Source organism: Janthinobacterium sp. 17J80-10 (genome assembly GCF_004114795.1).
In the GTDB taxonomy this organism is placed as follows: Bacteria; Pseudomonadota; Gammaproteobacteria; order Burkholderiales; family Burkholderiaceae_D; genus Paucimonas.
Window position 1 is genome coordinate 920,954 of sequence record NZ_CP035311.1, and the last position, 16,499, is coordinate 937,452.

A 16,499-nucleotide genomic window follows, 5' to 3' on the forward strand; every position below is an offset into this window, starting at 1 on the left:
TGTGAACGACGCCGGCCTGACCGTTGAAGATGTCGAGATTGACTTGCTTCTCGATGGGATTTGCCGGCGTTATGGAGAAGACTTCCGTGCGTATGAGCAGCGTTTGCTGCGGCAAAAGGCGCTCGATTTCATGCAGGCACGCGGTCTTGAAACGATCTCGGCGCTGCAAAATCTGGTGTTGCATGACCCGATAGCTGCGTCCGGTCTGTGCCAGGCATTCGTCATGCAGCAATCCGCGCTTTTCGATGATGCCGCCGAATTCAAAGTCCTGCGTGACATGATCGGGGCGCTCCTGGGAAGTTACGTGGCACCCAAGATATGGATTGCCGAATGCCTTTGCGCGGAGGAAGTCTTTAGCTTTGCCATCCTGCTGATGGAAGAAGGGCATTACGACAAGAGCCTGATCTTTGCCACGTGTTCGAACGAAGCAGTTCTCCAGGAAATCAAGAAGGGGACGTTTTCGCCGGATCGGATTGCCGCATATGAAGCGAATTACCGGCAAAGCGGTGGCCGCCGTTCCCTTGCCGAATATTTTGAAATCCGTGATGGCCGCGCCGTGTTCCTGGAATCGCTGCAGTCTCGCATTATCTGGGCCCAATACAATCTTTGTACAGATAGTTCGTTCAACGAGTTCCAGCTCATCTCCTGCAGAAAAAGCTATGCAGAGTTTGGCAAGTCAGTACAACGCCGCATGCTTGGCTTGTTTCATGACAGTTTGTCCCGCTTCGGCATACTCAATCTCGCCGCCAGCATCGAACTTGAATGTGTTCCGCAATCGATGAACTATAAAGAGTTGGGGCGACGCGGCATCTACCGCCGCGCCATATGAATCGGCGTGCGGGAACAAGAACTGTCGCAGGCAGCCAACTTCCATGTCTCCAGGATGACTTGGCACATTTGCTAATATACAATAGTTGCACAGGACGCAACGATAGGCTAAGCCATGCTGTTTTACGAACTTAAATTTATTATTCCGTTTGCATTTATCCTGCTGCTTTACACGCAATTGCAACGCAAGGCGCAAAATTATCTGATTCTTTTCGCGGGATATTTATTTTATGGAATGTGGGATTGGCGATTTTTGTCGTTGTTGCTGATTACCACAGCGTTAGATTACAGCGCCGGCTACTTAATCGATCTTTGCAAGCCCGGCAGTAACAAGCGCAAGCTTTATCTGGCATTGAGCATGGCCGTCAACCTGGGCATGCTTTCGTATTATAAATACATGAATTTTTTTGCAGAATCTCTGGCGCACTTGTTGAATGTGCCGATTCCTGCAAATTCATTCGTCGCAAACGTAATACTGCCGGCAGGCATATCGTTCTATACCTTTCAAAGCATGAGTTATGTGATTGACGTCTATCGGGGTCACATACGGGCAGAAAGGAATTTCGTCGATTTCGCAGCGTTTGTAAGCTACTTCCCACACCTCGTGGCGGGACCGATTCAACGAGCTGATGTTTTGCTTGCGCAAATTACCCGAGACAGGGAGTTGACGCTTCCCGGCTTCTTCCTGGGCTGTAGATTGTTCATGTTTGGCTTATTCAAAAAGCTTGTGGTGGGCGACAACGTTGCAAAATTGGTTGACCCGGTCTTTTCCAATCCGCAATCTTTCGATTCCATCACCTTGCTTGTGGCGGCCTATGCATTTTCGATCCAGATTTACTGCGATTTCTCTGGATACACGGACATGGCGCGCGGCGTCTCGAAAATGATGGGGATTAATCTCACGCTCAATTTTAACTATCCCTATTTTGCCACCAGCATCCGGGATTTCTGGACGCGCTGGCACATTTCACTTTCCACCTGGTTCAGGGATTATCTGTACATTCCGCTCGGCGGCAATCGCGAAGGAGAAACTCGGGCAATATTTAATTTGTTCGTTACGTTCTTGCTGTCCGGGCTTTGGCATGGTGCCGGATGGACTTACATTTTGTGGGGCGCCTATCACGGCACGCTGGTCGCCATTGAACACTATTGTGCGAAGCGGCGGCTTGGGCGTTGGGCGCAAAATATGCCGGTGCTACTGAAAATGGTTATCACGTTTCATCTAGTGGTATTTGGCTGGATCTTATTCAGGGTTACATCGCTTGCCCAGTTCGGTATGTACCTCAATGGGTTATTTACCTGGAAGACAGATTGGCTGCAGATGCTTATGCAGAGTAAGACATGGTTTGATGTATTTGGTGTGATTGCATCGCTTGCCATGGGCGCCATCACGATCAAATTCCTGATCTACTATCTGCCCTTGCTCGGCCTGGATTTGCTTGAATGGCGCGCCAAAGGTGAAGTGTGGGAAAAGTCTCGGGGCAGGGTAATTCAAGGTGTGGTCTACGGGATATTGCTTTTCCTGATTTTCATGTTCGGAGTGTCTAATGCAAAACAATTCATTTACTTCCAATTCTAAATGGGTGGTAGTCCAGGTAGGTGTCGGAATTGTTTTGGCAATCGTGGTGTTGAACATTGCGCTGCATTACGCCATGAAGAATCTCGATACGAATGGCGCGAGTGCGTCCGGACTTGATAGCAGGCAGGCAACCGATGTCCTTTTTATCGGTGATAGCCGCACCAATCAAGGCATTGATCCCCGTGTGTTTGAAGAAGCATCAGGCAGGCAATTCACCGCGCTCAATCTGGGGCGGCCGGGCATGCAGGCGCCGATGTTTTATTTTCTTACTCGCGATTATTTGGAAAACTCCCCGACGCATCCCAAAGCAATTGTGGTGAACATCAGCTTTTATCTGTTGGGCGGGCGGCAGTGGTTTGAAGACATTTACCTGGCTTATTACCATCCCCAATTTTGGCAGGTCACCGATGCGCTTGATACGCAGCTGATTAATACGGACGAGGCGTTAAGTTGGTATTTCGGGACTAGAATTCCCATGCTGCGGTACCGTAAGCGCGTGGCGGGATTGATCGATAGTTTTTCCGAAGACCCGACGCGTGCAGTATTTCGAGAGCACGCAAGAAATTCATTGATTGCCAACCTGGCGCGTGATGAGAAAAATAAAGGATACCTGTCGCGAGGCGTAAGTGCGATAAGTGGCGTTTCAGAAAGCGAATTCGCTTCCTATAGGGTTGGTATCGATAATGGCTATAGCGTCTACACGGATTATCTCAAGCGGTTTTTTGATCTGGCTGCACGTTATCGAATCCATGTCATTGTGTACGCCTTTCCCTGGCCGCTACAAGCCAAGGCCGCTCCAAACTTCCAGGAAGTCTTGGCGCACTATGACAATAAAATAAAATCAATCGCTGACGGCAATCCATATGTGCATTTCGTCGAACATGATTTTTACTGGAACGAAAAATATTTTGTTGACCCACTCCACCTCAATCAGCAGGGGGCCGAAGTGCTGAGCAGACGTGCGCTCGGTTGGGTCCGGCCCTACATCGCTGCAAAGTGAGGGGTGGGAGCCGGCCGTTAACAGTGCAGACAAATCCGGTGCCACTTTCGCGCCGCCCTATCTCCGCCCGTTCGGAAAACCGAACGCGATTGCCCGCGAATATCCGGAATTCCGTCAGCTGGCGCGCGCGGCAGTTTTAATTAGTCATAATAATCAAAGGGTTGCGATGCTTTCGTGAGTGGCATGGTCCGTGCAATAGAGGCAGTACACCGCGCAGTCGCGTGGTCGCCAAATATATAACGGAGATACCCCCATGAATGCAGCTACGACCCGCATCGAGCACGACCTGCTCGGCGACCGAGAAGTACCCGATGCGGCCTATTACGGCGTCCATACGCTGCGTGCGCTGGAAAATTTCGATATCACCGGCATGCCAATTGCCGTTTATCCTGACCTGATCCGCGCCCTGGCCCAGATCAAGCAGGCTGCGGCCCAGGCCAACCATCAGCTCGGCCTGCTGGACGCCAGTCGCGCCGACGCCATTGCCGCTGCCTGTAAAGAGCTGATCAGCGGGCGCTGGCATGAGCAGTTCGTCGTCGATGTCATTCAGGGCGGGGCCGGCACCTCGACCAACATGAATGCCAACGAGGTCATTGCCAATCGGGCGCTGGAAATCCTCGGATACGCCCGGGGCGAATACCAGCATCTGCATCCGAACCAGCACGTCAACATGAGCCAGTCGACCAACGATGTCTATCCGACAGCGCTCAAGCTTGCCACTTACGCCGGGATTTTTCGCCTGGTCGATGCCATGGCCTATCTGCGCGGCGCCATGGAGCGCAAGGCTGCTGAATTCGCCGACGTGCTGAAAATGGGCCGCACCCAATTACAGGACGCCGTGCCGATGACCCTCGGCCAGGAATTCTCGACGTATGCTGTCATGCTTGGTGAAGACGAGGCGCGCCTGAAGGAAGCTGCGCTGTTGATTTGCGAAATCAACCTGGGCGCCACCGCCATTGGCACTGGCATCAATGCCCACCCCGATTACGCCGCGCTGGTCTGCCGCCGCCTCGTCGAAATCAGCGGTGTGCCGGTGGTGACTGCACCGAACCTGATCGAGGCGACACAGGACTGTGGCAGCTTTGTGCAACTCTCCGGCGTACTCAAGCGCGTCGCCGTCAAGCTTTCCAAGGTCTGCAATGACCTGCGGCTGCTCTCGTCCGGACCGCGTGCCGGCTTCGGCGAGATCAATCTGCCACCGCGCCAGGCTGGATCCTCGATCATGCCCGGCAAGGTCAATCCGGTCATCCCCGAAGTGGTGAACCAGATTGCCTTCGAAGTCATCGGCAACGACACGACCGTGACCTTTGCCGCCGAAGCCGGCCAGCTGCAGTTGAATGCCTTTGAGCCGATCATCGCCCACAGCCTCTTCAAGAGCGCACAGCATCTCGCCAAGGGTTGCAAGGCGCTGGCCGACTACTGCATCGATGGCATCACCGCCAACCGCGACACGCTGCGCGCCAGCGTCGAGCGCTCAATCGGCATCGTCACCGCGCTGAATCCCTACATCGGCTACGTCAACGCGACCGAAGTCGCCGCCGAAGCCCATCTCAGCGGCCGTGGCGTCGCTGAGATCGTGCTTGAACGACAGCTGATGAGTGTCGAGCGCCTGGCTGAGGTGCTGCGCCCCGAAGTGCTGACCAAACCGCAAATCATCCCGGCCCTGGCTGCCTGAGCTGCGCCGTATTTCTAAACATTAAGGAACCCATCATGAGAATGAACCGGTTAACATCGATGATCATGATTGCCATGGTGCTCGGCGTCATTGTTGGCTACGCGTGCAATACGTTCGCCGGCAGCGCCGCGGAAGCCAAGGAAATTGCTTCTTACTTCGGCATCCTGACCGATATCTTTCTACGCATGATCAAGATGATCATTGCCCCGCTGGTCTTCGCCACCCTGGTGGCCGGCCTGGCTGGCATGGGCGATTCGAAAACGGTGGGCCGCATCGGCGTCAAGGCCCTGGGCTGGTTCATTGCCGCCTCGCTATGCTCGCTGGCCCTGGGGCTACTGTTCGCCAACCTGTTCCAGCCGGGCGCGCATCTGAGCGTGCCGCTGCCGGAAGTGGGCAGCGCGGTCGGCCTGAAAACCAGCGCCTTGAACCTGAAGGATTTCATTACCCATGTCTTCCCGAAGAATATTTTTGAGGCAATGGCCGGCAATGAAATTCTACAAATCCTGGTGTTCGCCGTCTTTTTCGGGCTGGCCCTGGGCCAGTTGCACAACCGTGCGGCGCAAAGCCTGGTGGGCACGCTCGAAGAAGTCGTGCATGTCATGCTCAAGGTTACCGACTTTGTCATGCGCTTCGCCCCGATTGGTGTCTTCGGCGCGGTTGCCGGCATCATCACGACCCAGGGGCTGGGCATGCTGGCAGTGTTCGGGAAATTCCTGCTGTCCTTCTACATTGCCCTGGCCGCCCTGTGGCTGGTGTTGATTGCGGCCGGCTACTTCGTGCTGGGCAAGGAGGTATTCCGCCTGGTCAAGCTGATCCGCAGCCCGCTGCTGCTCGGCTTTTCCACGGCAAGCAGCGAATCGGCCTATCCAAAGTTGATGGAACAGCTGGAGAAATTCGGCGTCCGGGATCGCATCACCGGCTTCGTACTGCCCCTGGGCTACTCCTTCAACCTCGATGGATCGATGATCTATTGCACATTTGCCGCGCTCTTCGTCGCCCAGGCCTATGGCATCGAGATGACCCTTTCTACGCAAATCACGATGCTGCTGATCCTGATGGTTTCCAGCAAGGGGATCGCCGGGGTGCCACGCGCTTCGCTAGTGGTGGTGGCTGCCGTGCTGCCGATGTTCGGGCTGCCGGATGCAGGTTTGCTGTTGATCCTCGGCATCGACCATTTCCTCGACATGGGGCGGACGGTGACCAATGTGCTCGGCAATGCCATTGCCACCGCCGTCGTCGCCAAATGGGAAGACGGCATTGTTACGGTGGACGATGCCGCAGCCCAAGCCGAAGGCGCCCTGCCGGTCCCGGAAGAGGCGCTGGCGCTTGCCAAGGCGGCTTGAGCAGCGCCGCCGAATCCATTTTTGTGTGCATAAAATGATTGTTGACTGGTACATCCTTGCTCCCGCCGCTTTTTTCGCCGGCATGGTCGATGCTGTCGTGGGCGGCGGCGGCCTGATCCAGATTCCGGTGCTGCTCGCCCAGTTTCCGCAGACAGCGATCCCGGCGCTGTTCGGCACCAACAAGGTGTCGAGCATCGCCGGCACCGGCGCTGCGCTCTGGCGCTATGCGCGCAGCGTGCGCATCCCCTGGGTGGTGGTGCTGCCCGCCACTGTCGCCGCACTGATCGGGGCCTGGGGCGGCGCCGCGCTGGTCGCCTGGATTCCGCGCCAGACGATGCAGCCGATGATCATTGTCCTGATGGTCGCCGTCGGCCTCTATACTTTCCTGAAGAAAGACCTTGGCCAGCAAGTGACGCGCGTGCTGCACGGCGGCGACCGCTGGAAGGGCGCACTGTTCGGCTTCGTCATCGGCGCCTACGATGGCTTTTTCGGGCCGGGCACCGGCAGCTTCCTGATCTTCGGCTTCGTCCGTCTTTTCGGCATGGATTTCGTGCAGGGGTCGGCCAGCGCCAAAGTCATCAATTTCGCCACCAACCTCTCAGCGATTGCCTTTTTTGCCAGCCACGGCCCCATCCTCTGGAAAGTCGGCCTGATCATGGCCGCCTGCAACCTGGCCGGCGCCTATCTTGGCACCCACCTGGCGATAAGGCATGGCGCCGGCCTGATCCGCAAGGCTTTCCTCGGCGTCGTCGCCATTCTGGTCATCAAACAACTGGTGGAAATCCTCTAGAATAGACTTTCCAGCTGCCACGCCGCCGCCATGCCCAGCCGCTCCCTGCGCTACCTGCCGATCCTGATGCTGCTCCTCATCCTGACGGCGCTGTGCGGCTTCATTGCGCACCGTTTCGCCCTGCAACTGGGCCTGGCCGAATTGCAGGCGACAGGCCAGCATCGGCTCGACCTGCATGCCGCGAGCCTGGAGCGTGAAATCGGCAAGTATGCCTTTCTTCCCGGTACGCTCGCACTCGAACGCGATGTGCTGGCGTTGCTCAGGCAAGGCAACGACACCAGGCTGGCAGCGCAGGTCAATGCCTATCTCGAACAACTCAACGCCCGCGCCGGCACGTTGTCGATCTACGTCATCGATACCGCCGGCCATGTGGTCGCCTCCAGCAACTGGCGCGGTGCCGACAGCTTCATCGGCGAAGACCTCGCTTTCCGCCCCTATTTCCGCGAGGCGCTGGAAAGCGGCAGCAGCAACGGGCGCTTCTTCGGCATCGGCACTACGCGTGGCGAGCCCGGCTATTACCTGGCCTCGGCGCTGGCCGACGATGCCACGACGCGGGGCGTGGCCGTCATCAAGGTCAGCCTGGAACAGTTTGAAAGTTCATGGACGACGGTCGAAGCACCCGCCCTGGTGAGCGACGAGAATGGCGTGGTCATCCTCAGTTCGGTCGCCGACTGGAAGTTCACGACGCTGCGCCCGCTCGACGAGGCGACGCGCAGCGCCTTCGACCACACCCGGCAGTACAACCGGCGCGCCCTGACGCCGCTGGGCCTGAAAGAATTGCGCGAAATCGGGCACGGCGCCCAGCTGGTCAGCATTGCCAGGGGGAGCCCCGGCATGGCTTTGTCTTCCCCGCTGGCCGGGCGCTTTCTGGCGCAATCGCGCGCGCTGCCCGGCACGCCATGGACGCTGACGGTGCTCTCGCATCTGGAACAGGTCGACGATATCGCACAAAGCCGGGCCGCCGTTGCCGTCGTCGCCACTGTGCTGCTTTTCATGCTTGGGCTGATTGCCAACCAGCGCCGGCGTCACTTGAAAGACCGCCTGGCCGCGCGTGAAGCGCTGCAAACAGCCCACGACCAGCTGGAGCGCAAAGTGGGCGAGCGCACCGCCGACCTTTCCAGCGCCAACCAGCAGTTGCAGGATGAAATCGCCGAACGCATCCGTGCCGAGCGCACCTTGCGTGCCGCGCAGGATGAACTGGTGCAGGCAGGCAAGCTGGCCGTCATCGGCCAGCTTTCGACCGGCATCGCCCACGAACTCAACCAGCCATTGGCCGCACTGCGCACGCTCTCCGGAAATGGCATGCGCTTTCTCGACCGCGGCGACCTTGCTACCACCCGCACCAACCTCGAACGCATTGCCCAATTGGTCGACCGCATGGGGCGCATCACTGGCCAGTTACGCACCTTTGCCCATAAATCCAGCGGCCAGTTGCAGGCGGTGCCGCTGTGCCGTGCCATCGACAATGCATTGGCGCTGCTCGAGTCGCGGGTGACCCAGGCCAGTGCCGCAGTGCACCGCACCTGCGCACACCCCGAGCCGGTCGCCCTGTGCGACGCCAATCGACTCGAGCAAGTGCTGATCAACCTGATCGGCAATGCCCTGGACGCCATGGAAGGTCTGGACGCGCCGTGCATCGAGATCGGCTGCGAACGCATCGGCCGCCAGGCGCGCCTGACGGTGCGGGATCACGGGCCCGGCCTGAACGAGGACGCCATCCAGCATCTGTTCGAACCATTTTTTACCACCAAGCAGGCGGGTGTCGGCCTGGGCCTTGGCCTGACGATTTCCGCCGGCATTATCCGCGATATTGGCGGCACCCTGGCTGGCGCCAACCACCCCGAGGGCGGCGCCATATTTACGCTGGAAATTCCCCTTTGTGATGAGCTTGTGCACCATGACTGAAGCCCTGAAAGTACTGATCATTGAAGACGACCCGGATGTCGCGCTGGGTTGCGAGCAGGTGCTGCAGCTTGAAGGCATCGCTGCCGAATGCGTCGGCAGCGCCGAGCAGGCCCGTCGCCGGCTGGGGCCCGATTTCCGCGGCATCGTCATCAGCGATATCCGGCTGCCGAAAATGGATGGCATGCAGTTTTTGCGTGAAATCCTGGGCATCGATCCGGAATTGCCCGTGGTGCTGATTACTGGCCATGGCGATATCTCGATGGCTGTGCAGGCGATGAAGGATGGCGCGCACGACTTCATCCAGAAGCCGTTCGCGCCGGAATACCTGGTCGAAGTCGTGCGCCGGGCGCTGGAAAAGCGCAGCCTCGTGCTGGAAGTGCGCGATCTGCGCCGCCAGCTCGAGCAGCGCGACCTGCTCGAAGGCAGGTTGATCGGCCGGTCGCTATCCATGCAAAAAGTCCGCAGCATGGTGGCCGGCCTGGCCAATAGCGCCGCCGACGTATTGATCCATGGCGAAACCGGTACCGGCAAGGAGCTGGTTGCGCGCTGCCTGCACGACGCCAGCGCGCGACGGCATGGCAACTTCGTCGCCATCAACTGTGGCGGGTTGCCGGAAACCCTGTTTGAAAGCGAAATTTTTGGCCACGAAGCCGGCGCATACACGGGTGCTGCAAAAAAACGCATCGGCAAGATCGAATACGCCAATGGCGGCACCCTGTTTCTCGACGAAATCGAGAGCATGCCGCTTGCCATGCAGGTCAAGCTGCTGCGCGTGTTGCAGGAACGCACGCTGGAGCGTCTCGGCTCCAATACGCTGATCCCCATCGACTGCCGCGTCATTGCCGCGACAAAAAACGATTTGGTCGAGCTTGCCGCCAAGGGCGGCTTTCGCAGCGATCTCTATTACCGTCTCAGCGTGGCGACGCTGGATCTGCCGCCCCTGCGCGAACGACGCGAAGATATTCCGCTACTGTTTGAGCACTTTGTTCTTCAAAGCGCGGCCAGTCATCAACGGCCGGTGCCCGAAATGACATCTGGTCGCATCCGTCAGTTGGTCGGCTATGGCTGGCCGGGCAATATCCGCGAACTGCGCAATGTCGCCGACCGCTGCGTCCTCGGCATCGAGAGCGGCTCGCCTCCCTTCGGCCAGCCGCACGCCGAAGGCCTGACGCCGCTTGCCGAGACGGTCGAAGCCTTCGAGCGCGCATTGATCGCCGATGCCCTGCGCCGCCACGGCAGCCTCGCCCGTACCGCTGAAGCCCTGGCCGTGGCCAAGACGACGCTGCACGACAAGATCAAAAAATACGGCCTGGATGAAAGCAGTTAGTTGCGCCAGGCCGCCGCAAAAAAATAATGCCGCTCCTGGGAGCGGCATTGCACGGGATTCGCTTTGCCTGGGAAGGCAGCGAAATCAGGTTACCGCTTCAACTTCAATTGCGACAGGTCGCGCACCGCGCCGCGGTCTGCCGAGGTTGTCAATGCGGCATAGGCCTGCAGCGCCTGCGAGACGTAACGCTCGCGGTCAACCGGCTTCCAGGCAGCATCGCCCTTGGCTTCCATGGCCGCGCGGCGCTTGGCCAGATCGGCATCGCTGATGCGCAGGTTGATGCGGCGTTGCGGAATGTCGATGTCGACCATGTCGCCTTCCTCGACCAGGCCGATGGCGCCGCCTTCAGCGGCTTCCGGCGAGGCGTGGCCGATCACGAGACCGGAAGAGCCGCCCGAGAAGCGGCCATCGGTAAACAGGGCGCATTGCTTGCCCAGACCCTGGGATTTGATGTAAGAGGTCGGGTACAGCATCTCCTGCATGCCGGGGCCACCCTTGGGGCCTTCATAGCGGATGATGACGACATCGCCGGCGTGCACGGTGCCACCGAGGATGCCTTCGACGGCGGCGTCCTGGCTTTCAAATACGCGGGCCTTGCCGCTGAAGACCAGGATGCTTTCATCGACGCCTGCAGTCTTGACGATGCAGCCTTTTTCCGCGATGTTGCCGTACAAGACTGCCAGGCCGCCATCCTGTGAGTAGGCATGCGCCTTGTCGCGGATGCAGCCGGTGCTGCGGTCGGTGTCGAGCGATTCGAAGCGGTTCTCTTGAGAGAAGGCCACCTGCGTCGGCACGCCGCCTGGTGCGGCGCTGAACAGCTTGTGCACGGCCGGGTCTTGCGTGACCTTGATGTCGTTGTGGGCGATGGCGTCGGCCAGGGACTTGCTGTGGATATTTGGCAGCGAAGTATCGAGCAGGCCGCCACGGGCCAGCTCGCCCAGGATGCTGATGATCCCGCCGGCGCGGTGCACGTCTTCGATATGGAACTTGTCGGTCATCGGCGCGACCTTGCACAGGCACGGCACCTTGCGCGAAATGCGATCGATGTCGGCCATGGTGAAGGGCACTTCGGCTTCGTGGGCGGCAGCCAGCAGGTGCAGCACGGTGTTGGTCGAGCCGCCCATGGAAACGTCGAGCGCCATGGCGTTTTCAAACGCGGCCTTTGTGGCGATGTTGCGTGGCAGTACCGAGGCATCGTCCTGTTCGTAGTAGCGCTTGGCGAGATCGACGATCAGGCGGCCGGCGCGCAGGAACAGCGCCTTGCGGTCGGCATGCGTGGCGAGGATGGTGCCGTTGCCGGGCAGGGCAAGGCCCAGCGCTTCGGTCAGGCAGTTCATCGAGTTGGCCGTAAACATGCCGGAGCACGAGCCGCAGGTCGGGCAGGCGGAACGCTCGATTTCAGCGACATCGGCGTCGCTCACGTTGGCGTCGCCGGCCTGGATCATGGCATCGACCAGGTCGAGCTTGATGATTTTCCTGGCGCCGTCGACCACCTTCAATACCTTGCCGGCTTCCATCGGGCCGCCGGAAATGAAGACCACCGGAATATTCAGGCGGAACGCCGCCATCAGCATGCCGGGAGTGATCTTGTCACAGTTGGAAATGCACACCATCGCATCGGCGCAATGGGCATTGACCATGTATTCCACCGAATCGGCAATCAGGTCGCGCGACGGCAACGAGTACAGCATGCCGCCATGGCCCATGGCGATGCCGTCATCCACGGCGATGGTGTTGAATTCCTTGGCAACGCCACCGGCGGCTTCAATCTCGCGCGCCACCAGCTGGCCGAGGTCTTTCAGGTGCACGTGGCCGGGGACGAACTGGGTGAAGGAATTGACCACGGCGACGATGGGCTTGTCAAAATCGCCATCCTTCATGCCGGTGGCACGCCAAAGCGCGCGCGCGCCTGCCATGTTGCGGCCGTGGGTAGTGGTGCGGGAGCGATATTGAGGCATGTCTGTCTTCCAAAGAAATGAGTTGAGCGTGATGCGTCGTGGTCCGTATTTTAACGCCCCCCACCGCCATTTGCACCGCCCATCTGGTCCTGGCGGATATTGCCGCCGCAAATAAGCCTGGAAGCGCCTGAGCGCGCCTTCCCTGCGAAATTCTGTTGTTTTCCCCTGACAGGGCGCCTCCTGCTATTCCCAAAGCACTATTAATCAATTCACAATTGATGCCTGATACACTTTTTCCGCATAACAGGCCGCTGCGACGGGGCCACTGCCCGACATCATGAAGACATCCGACCACGACAATAAAATCCCGCCGGGGCCAAGCGCGCCTTGGCTCGGCCTGCCGCTTTTGGGGGAAATGAAAAATGACCTCCTGGGCACCGCGCAAAGGATGCGCGAGCAATATGGCGATGTCGTGCATTTTCGGATGGCCAGCCAGCCGTATTACTACTTTTTTTCGCCTGAGCTCATCCGTGAGCTGCTGGTGGAGCATGCGGACGACCTGATCCGCCACGAGCGCGCCATCGAAGTCTTTTCGCTGGTGTATGGCGATAATGTCCTGACCACGGAAGGCGATACCTGGAAGCGCCAGCGGCGCATCCTGATGCCGGGCTTTTTGCCGAAGAAAATCACCGGGTACGTCGACCTGATGACCGGCGCCGTGGCCGATGCCATGGTCACGGCCTTTCCTGAAAAGGGCCCGGCCGGCAATGTCCTGGATGTCGATAGTTTTACCACCGTCCTCACCATGGACGTGATCTTGCGCGTGCTGTTCAGCCACAAGGTCAGCGAGGCGGAGTCGCAGCGGGCCTTCGAGGCATCGCGCGCGCTGGAGCACCAGGGCATGCGCGAACTGTTCTGGCCAAAAACCCCGCCGGACTGGTTTCCCTACCCCGGCAGGAAGCAAAAGCTCAAATCCAAGGCTGACCTGGAAAACCTGATTGGCAGCCAGGTCCAGGTGCGCCGCGCCGCAGGCGAAGACCAGGCCACCAAGACCGATTACCTGGCCATGCTGCTGTCGGCGCATGACGACGAGGCCCAAGGCGCCTCGTCGTCGCCGACGCTGTCGACCGAGGAAATCCGCGACAACTGCATGGTCATTTTTGCGGCGGGACACGATACCACCGCCACCGTCATGACCTGGTGGATCGGCCTCATGGCGCATCACCCGGAGGTGGCCGAGAAGGTGCGCCAGGAAGTGGCGGAGGTGGCGGGCGACAGGAATCCCACGGCGGATGAGTTGTCCCGCATGAAGTGGATGAATGCCACGATCAAGGAAGCCATGCGGCTCTACCCGCCGACGCCCAACCTGTTTTTCCGCTGCCCCGTGCGGGATATCGAGATTGGCGGCTGGCATGTGCCGAAAGGCGCGTCGATCAATGTGCCGGTCTGGCACGTGCAGCATGATGCGCGCTGGTTTCCCGAGCCTGAGAGTTTCCGGCCCGAGCGCTTCATGCCGAACGCGGCGGAAATCCCGCGCGGCGCCTACATGCCGTTTGGTGCCGGTCCGCGCGTGTGCATCGGCCAGCACCTGGCGACGATTGAAATGGCGCTGATTGCGACTTTCCTGATCCGCCAGTTCGACTTGAGCCCGGGTGATGCGGCCGGCTTGCCGTCGCCTAAAATCGACATGGTCCTGAAGCCGGAAACGACCTTGCGGGTCAAATTCACCCGGCGCTGAGAAACCTTACTTATTCGCTATTTTAGAACTGACCTTCAGGTTAATACGGGTTCATCCGGTACTGCAATTCACGCAACATTGAGCTTGAATTGTTGATTGCCGACGAGCCCATGGAACAAACTGCCGCGTTTTTGTCTTCCCTGTCTTTTCTTCATGCCAGTTTTCTCGGAACCGCAACCTGGATCTGGTTGCTCTTCCTGGCGATCGTTGCGTCGCTCCTGGCCTTTGACCTGGGTGTTCTGCACCGGGACGACAAGGAAATCGGCGTCAGGGAAAGCCTTTTCCTCTCTGCAGGTTATATCACCGTCGCAATGATTTTCGGCACCTGGGTCTGGTGGTACCTGGGCGCGGAAAGCGGCATGGCGTATTTCACAGGCTTCATGATCGAGAAATCGCTGTCGATGGACAACATTTTCGTGATTGCCCTGGTCTTCAGCTTTTTTGCCATTCCGCGCAAGTATCAGCATCGCGTGCTGTTCTGGGGCATCCTGGGCGTGATTGTGCTGCGTGCGATCGTGATCGGACTGGGGGCCGCACTGGTGACGCAATTCGGCTGGATACTCTACCTGTTTGGCGCGTTCCTGGTCATCACAGGCGTCAAGATGTGGCTGATTGCCGAGCAGGAGCCGGACATTGCCAGGAACCCGCTGCTGAAATTTCTCAAGCGCCATATTCGCGTCACCAACGGCTTGCGCGGTCATGCGTTCCTGGTGCGGGAAGCGCACCCGGTCACCGGCAAGATGGTGCGCTTCGCCACCCCCTTGCTGCTGGCCCTGATGCTGATCGAATGCGTCGACGTGGTGTTTGCGGTGGATTCGGTGCCGGCGATCTTTGCCATCACTACCGACCCCTTCATCGTCTATACCAGCAACATCTTCGCCATCCTTGGCTTGCGCGCCCTTTACTTTGCGCTGGCGGCCATGATTCATCGCTTCCACTACCTGAAGTACGCCCTGGCGCTGGTGTTGATCTTCATCGGTGCAAAAATTTTCCTCGTCGGGATCATCGGCAAGATTCCAGCGGTAATTTCCCTTGGGGTAACCTTTGGCCTGATTACCGGCGGGGTGGGGTTTTCTCTATGGAAAACCCGTCGTTTCGCTTGAAAACTGCGCAAACCGTATTTTTACTGCCACGGTTTTTGCGCTCGGACAGGGGTGTTCTCCCTATAATGTCCTTTTTGATAATTGCGTTTATGCAATTATCTGGGGATCTTGCAAAATAGGGATGGATGCGGTCCATGAAAAAATTCACACCCCGGCGCCTGGTGCTGGCCGCGCTCGCTTGCGTCACCGTCGCCACCATGTCGCTGGCGCTATTTTCTACGAACTCCAGGGCGGCAGGCGACAAGCCGGCGCAGCCAGCTGCCCGGCCCGCCTTGACCGTCACCACGGTACAGCCTGCCGAGACGAGCATGCCGCTGCGGCTCGCTGCTAACGGCAATGTCGCGGCATGGCAGGAAGCGATCATTGGCAGCGAGGCCTCCGGCTTGCGTCTTGCCGAAGTCGCAGTCAATGTCGGCGATGTGGTCAAGGCAGGCCAGGTACTGGCGCGCTTTGCCGCCGAGACAGTACAGGCCGACGTCGCCCAGGCGCAGGCCAATCTGCAGGAAGCCGAAGCACGCGTGCAGGAAGCCGCCAGCAATGCCGAACGCGCCCGTGTGTTGCAAGCCTCGGGCGCCATGAGCCGCCAGGAAGCCAGCCAACTCCTGACCGGGGAATTGACTGCCAAGGCGCGCGTGGCGGCGGCGAAGGCCACGCTGCAGACGCAGCAACTGCGCCTGAAGCAAACTCGCGTGCTGGCGCCTGACAATGGCGTGATTTCTGCCAGGAGCGCGACGGTCGGCGCGGTGAGCGGCGTGGGCGCCGAACTGTTTCGCATGATCCGCCAGGGTCGTCTCGAATGGCGCGCCGAAGTCACGACAGCGGAATTGCCGCGCATCCGCACCGGCAGCAAGGCAGGCATTACCGCCGCCAATGGCACGAAGGTCACCGGCACTGTGCGCATGGTGGCGCCGACGGTCGATGTGCAAAGCCGCAGCGCGCTGGTCTATGTGGATTTGCCGTCATCGCCGGCATCGACGCCGCAGCAGGCACTGGTCCGGGCCGGCATGTTCGCCAGGGGCGAATTCGATCTCGGCGAAACGACCGCGCTGACGCTGCCGCAGCAGGCGGTCGTGCTGCGCGACGGTTTCACCTATGTCTTTCGCCTGAATCCCGATTCCCGTGTCAGTCAGCTGAAAGTGCGCACCGGCCGGCGCCTGGACGAGCGGGTGGAAGTGGTGGAAGGCATCAAGCCGCAAGACCGTCTGGTTGCCAGCGGCGCCGGCTTCCTCAACGAGGGCGACCTGGTCAAGGTGGTGACTGCATCTGCCCCGGCCACTGCACCCGCGCCGGCGCAACCGGCGGCGCGCTAGGAG

12 protein-coding genes are annotated in these 16,499 nt (G+C 59.2%); 11 read left to right on the top strand and 1 reads right to left on the bottom strand.

Features of this window, described 5'->3' with window-relative positions; genetic code table 11:
- Position 1: 1 nt before the first annotated feature.
- From EKL02_RS04110 to EKL02_RS04145, 8 genes are all read left to right on the top strand, one after another.
- A complete protein-coding gene (locus EKL02_RS04110) occupies positions 2-829 on the top strand; it encodes a CheR family methyltransferase (RefSeq protein WP_164931946.1) in 828 nt (275 codons plus the stop codon).
- Positions 830-943: 114 nt separating this feature from the next.
- The gene (locus tag EKL02_RS04115; RefSeq protein ID WP_128900862.1) at positions 944-2,407 is read left to right on the top strand and encodes an MBOAT family protein; all 1,464 of its coding nucleotides are present in this window, start codon (positions 944-946) and stop codon (positions 2,405-2,407) included.
- Positions 2,376-3,407: an SGNH/GDSL hydrolase family protein gene (locus EKL02_RS04120; protein ID WP_128900863.1), complete on the top strand. Its 1,032-nt coding sequence runs from the start codon at positions 2,376-2,378 to the stop codon at positions 3,405-3,407. The genes EKL02_RS04115 and EKL02_RS04120 overlap by 32 nt, the downstream gene beginning before the upstream one ends.
- A 253-nt stretch (positions 3,408-3,660) precedes the next feature.
- Complete coding sequence (gene aspA / locus EKL02_RS04125; protein WP_128900864.1) at positions 3,661-5,082, top strand: aspartate ammonia-lyase; 1,422 nt, start codon at positions 3,661-3,663, stop codon at positions 5,080-5,082.
- 35 nt (positions 5,083-5,117) lie between these two features.
- Positions 5,118-6,425, top strand: a complete 1,308-nt coding sequence (locus EKL02_RS04130; RefSeq protein ID WP_128900865.1) for a dicarboxylate/amino acid:cation symporter — start codon at positions 5,118-5,120, stop codon at positions 6,423-6,425.
- A gap of 34 nt (positions 6,426-6,459) precedes the next feature.
- Positions 6,460-7,215 (top strand): TSUP family transporter, encoded by a 756-nt coding sequence (locus EKL02_RS04135; RefSeq protein WP_128900866.1) that lies wholly within the window; start codon positions 6,460-6,462, stop codon positions 7,213-7,215.
- 30 nt (positions 7,216-7,245) lie between these two features.
- Positions 7,246-9,120: an ATP-binding protein gene (locus EKL02_RS04140; protein WP_128900867.1), complete on the top strand. Its 1,875-nt coding sequence runs from the start codon at positions 7,246-7,248 to the stop codon at positions 9,118-9,120.
- Positions 9,113-10,447 carry a sigma-54 dependent transcriptional regulator gene (locus tag EKL02_RS04145; protein WP_128900868.1) on the top strand — a complete coding sequence of 445 codons (1,335 nt, stop codon included), beginning with the start codon at positions 9,113-9,115 and terminating at the stop codon, positions 10,445-10,447. Before EKL02_RS04140 ends, EKL02_RS04145 begins: the two co-directional genes overlap by 8 nt.
- 89 nt (positions 10,448-10,536) lie before the next feature.
- Here EKL02_RS04145 and ilvD read toward each other — a convergent pair whose 3' ends face one another.
- Positions 10,537-12,405 carry a dihydroxy-acid dehydratase gene (gene ilvD / locus EKL02_RS04150; RefSeq protein ID WP_128900869.1) on the bottom strand — a complete coding sequence of 623 codons (1,869 nt, stop codon included), beginning with the start codon at positions 12,403-12,405 and terminating at the stop codon, positions 10,537-10,539.
- Positions 12,406-12,682: 277 nt separating this feature from the next.
- Between ilvD and EKL02_RS04155 the strand changes: the two genes are divergently transcribed.
- The 3 genes from EKL02_RS04155 (at position 12,683) to EKL02_RS04165 (ending at position 16,496) form a co-directional block, all read left to right on the top strand.
- A complete protein-coding gene (locus EKL02_RS04155) occupies positions 12,683-14,083 on the top strand; it encodes a cytochrome P450 (protein ID WP_128900870.1) in 1,401 nt (466 codons plus the stop codon).
- Positions 14,084-14,193: 110 nt separating this feature from the next.
- Positions 14,194-15,186, top strand: coding sequence for a TerC family protein (locus tag EKL02_RS04160; protein WP_128900871.1), 993 nt, complete (start codon positions 14,194-14,196; stop codon positions 15,184-15,186).
- 134 nt (positions 15,187-15,320) lie between these two features.
- Positions 15,321-16,496 carry an efflux RND transporter periplasmic adaptor subunit gene (locus EKL02_RS04165; RefSeq protein ID WP_128900872.1) on the top strand — a complete coding sequence of 392 codons (1,176 nt, stop codon included), beginning with the start codon at positions 15,321-15,323 and terminating at the stop codon, positions 16,494-16,496.
- The last annotated feature ends 3 nt before the right edge of the window (positions 16,497-16,499 follow it).

What these genes read in the sequence shown, in the direction of transcription:
- EKL02_RS04115 (WP_128900862.1), top strand. Translation starts at nt 944, where the DNA reads ATGCTGTTTTACGAACTTAAATTTATTATTCCGTTTGCATTTATCCTG.
- EKL02_RS04120 (WP_128900863.1), top strand. Translation starts at nt 2,376, where the DNA reads ATGCAAAACAATTCATTTACTTCCAATTCTAAATGGGTGGTAGTCCAG.
- aspA (WP_128900864.1), top strand. Translation starts at nt 3,661, where the DNA reads ATGAATGCAGCTACGACCCGCATCGAGCACGACCTGCTCGGCGACCGA.
- EKL02_RS04130 (WP_128900865.1), top strand. Translation starts at nt 5,118, where the DNA reads ATGAGAATGAACCGGTTAACATCGATGATCATGATTGCCATGGTGCTC.
- EKL02_RS04135 (WP_128900866.1), top strand. Translation starts at nt 6,460, where the DNA reads ATGATTGTTGACTGGTACATCCTTGCTCCCGCCGCTTTTTTCGCCGGC.
- EKL02_RS04140 (WP_128900867.1), top strand. Translation starts at nt 7,246, where the DNA reads ATGCCCAGCCGCTCCCTGCGCTACCTGCCGATCCTGATGCTGCTCCTC.
- EKL02_RS04145 (WP_128900868.1), top strand. Translation starts at nt 9,113, where the DNA reads ATGACTGAAGCCCTGAAAGTACTGATCATTGAAGACGACCCGGATGTC.
- ilvD (WP_128900869.1), bottom strand. Translation starts at nt 12,405, where the DNA reads ATGCCTCAATATCGCTCCCGCACCACTACCCACGGCCGCAACATGGCA.
- EKL02_RS04155 (WP_128900870.1), top strand. Translation starts at nt 12,683, where the DNA reads ATGAAGACATCCGACCACGACAATAAAATCCCGCCGGGGCCAAGCGCG.
- EKL02_RS04160 (WP_128900871.1), top strand. Translation starts at nt 14,194, where the DNA reads ATGGAACAAACTGCCGCGTTTTTGTCTTCCCTGTCTTTTCTTCATGCC.
- EKL02_RS04165 (WP_128900872.1), top strand. Translation starts at nt 15,321, where the DNA reads ATGAAAAAATTCACACCCCGGCGCCTGGTGCTGGCCGCGCTCGCTTGC.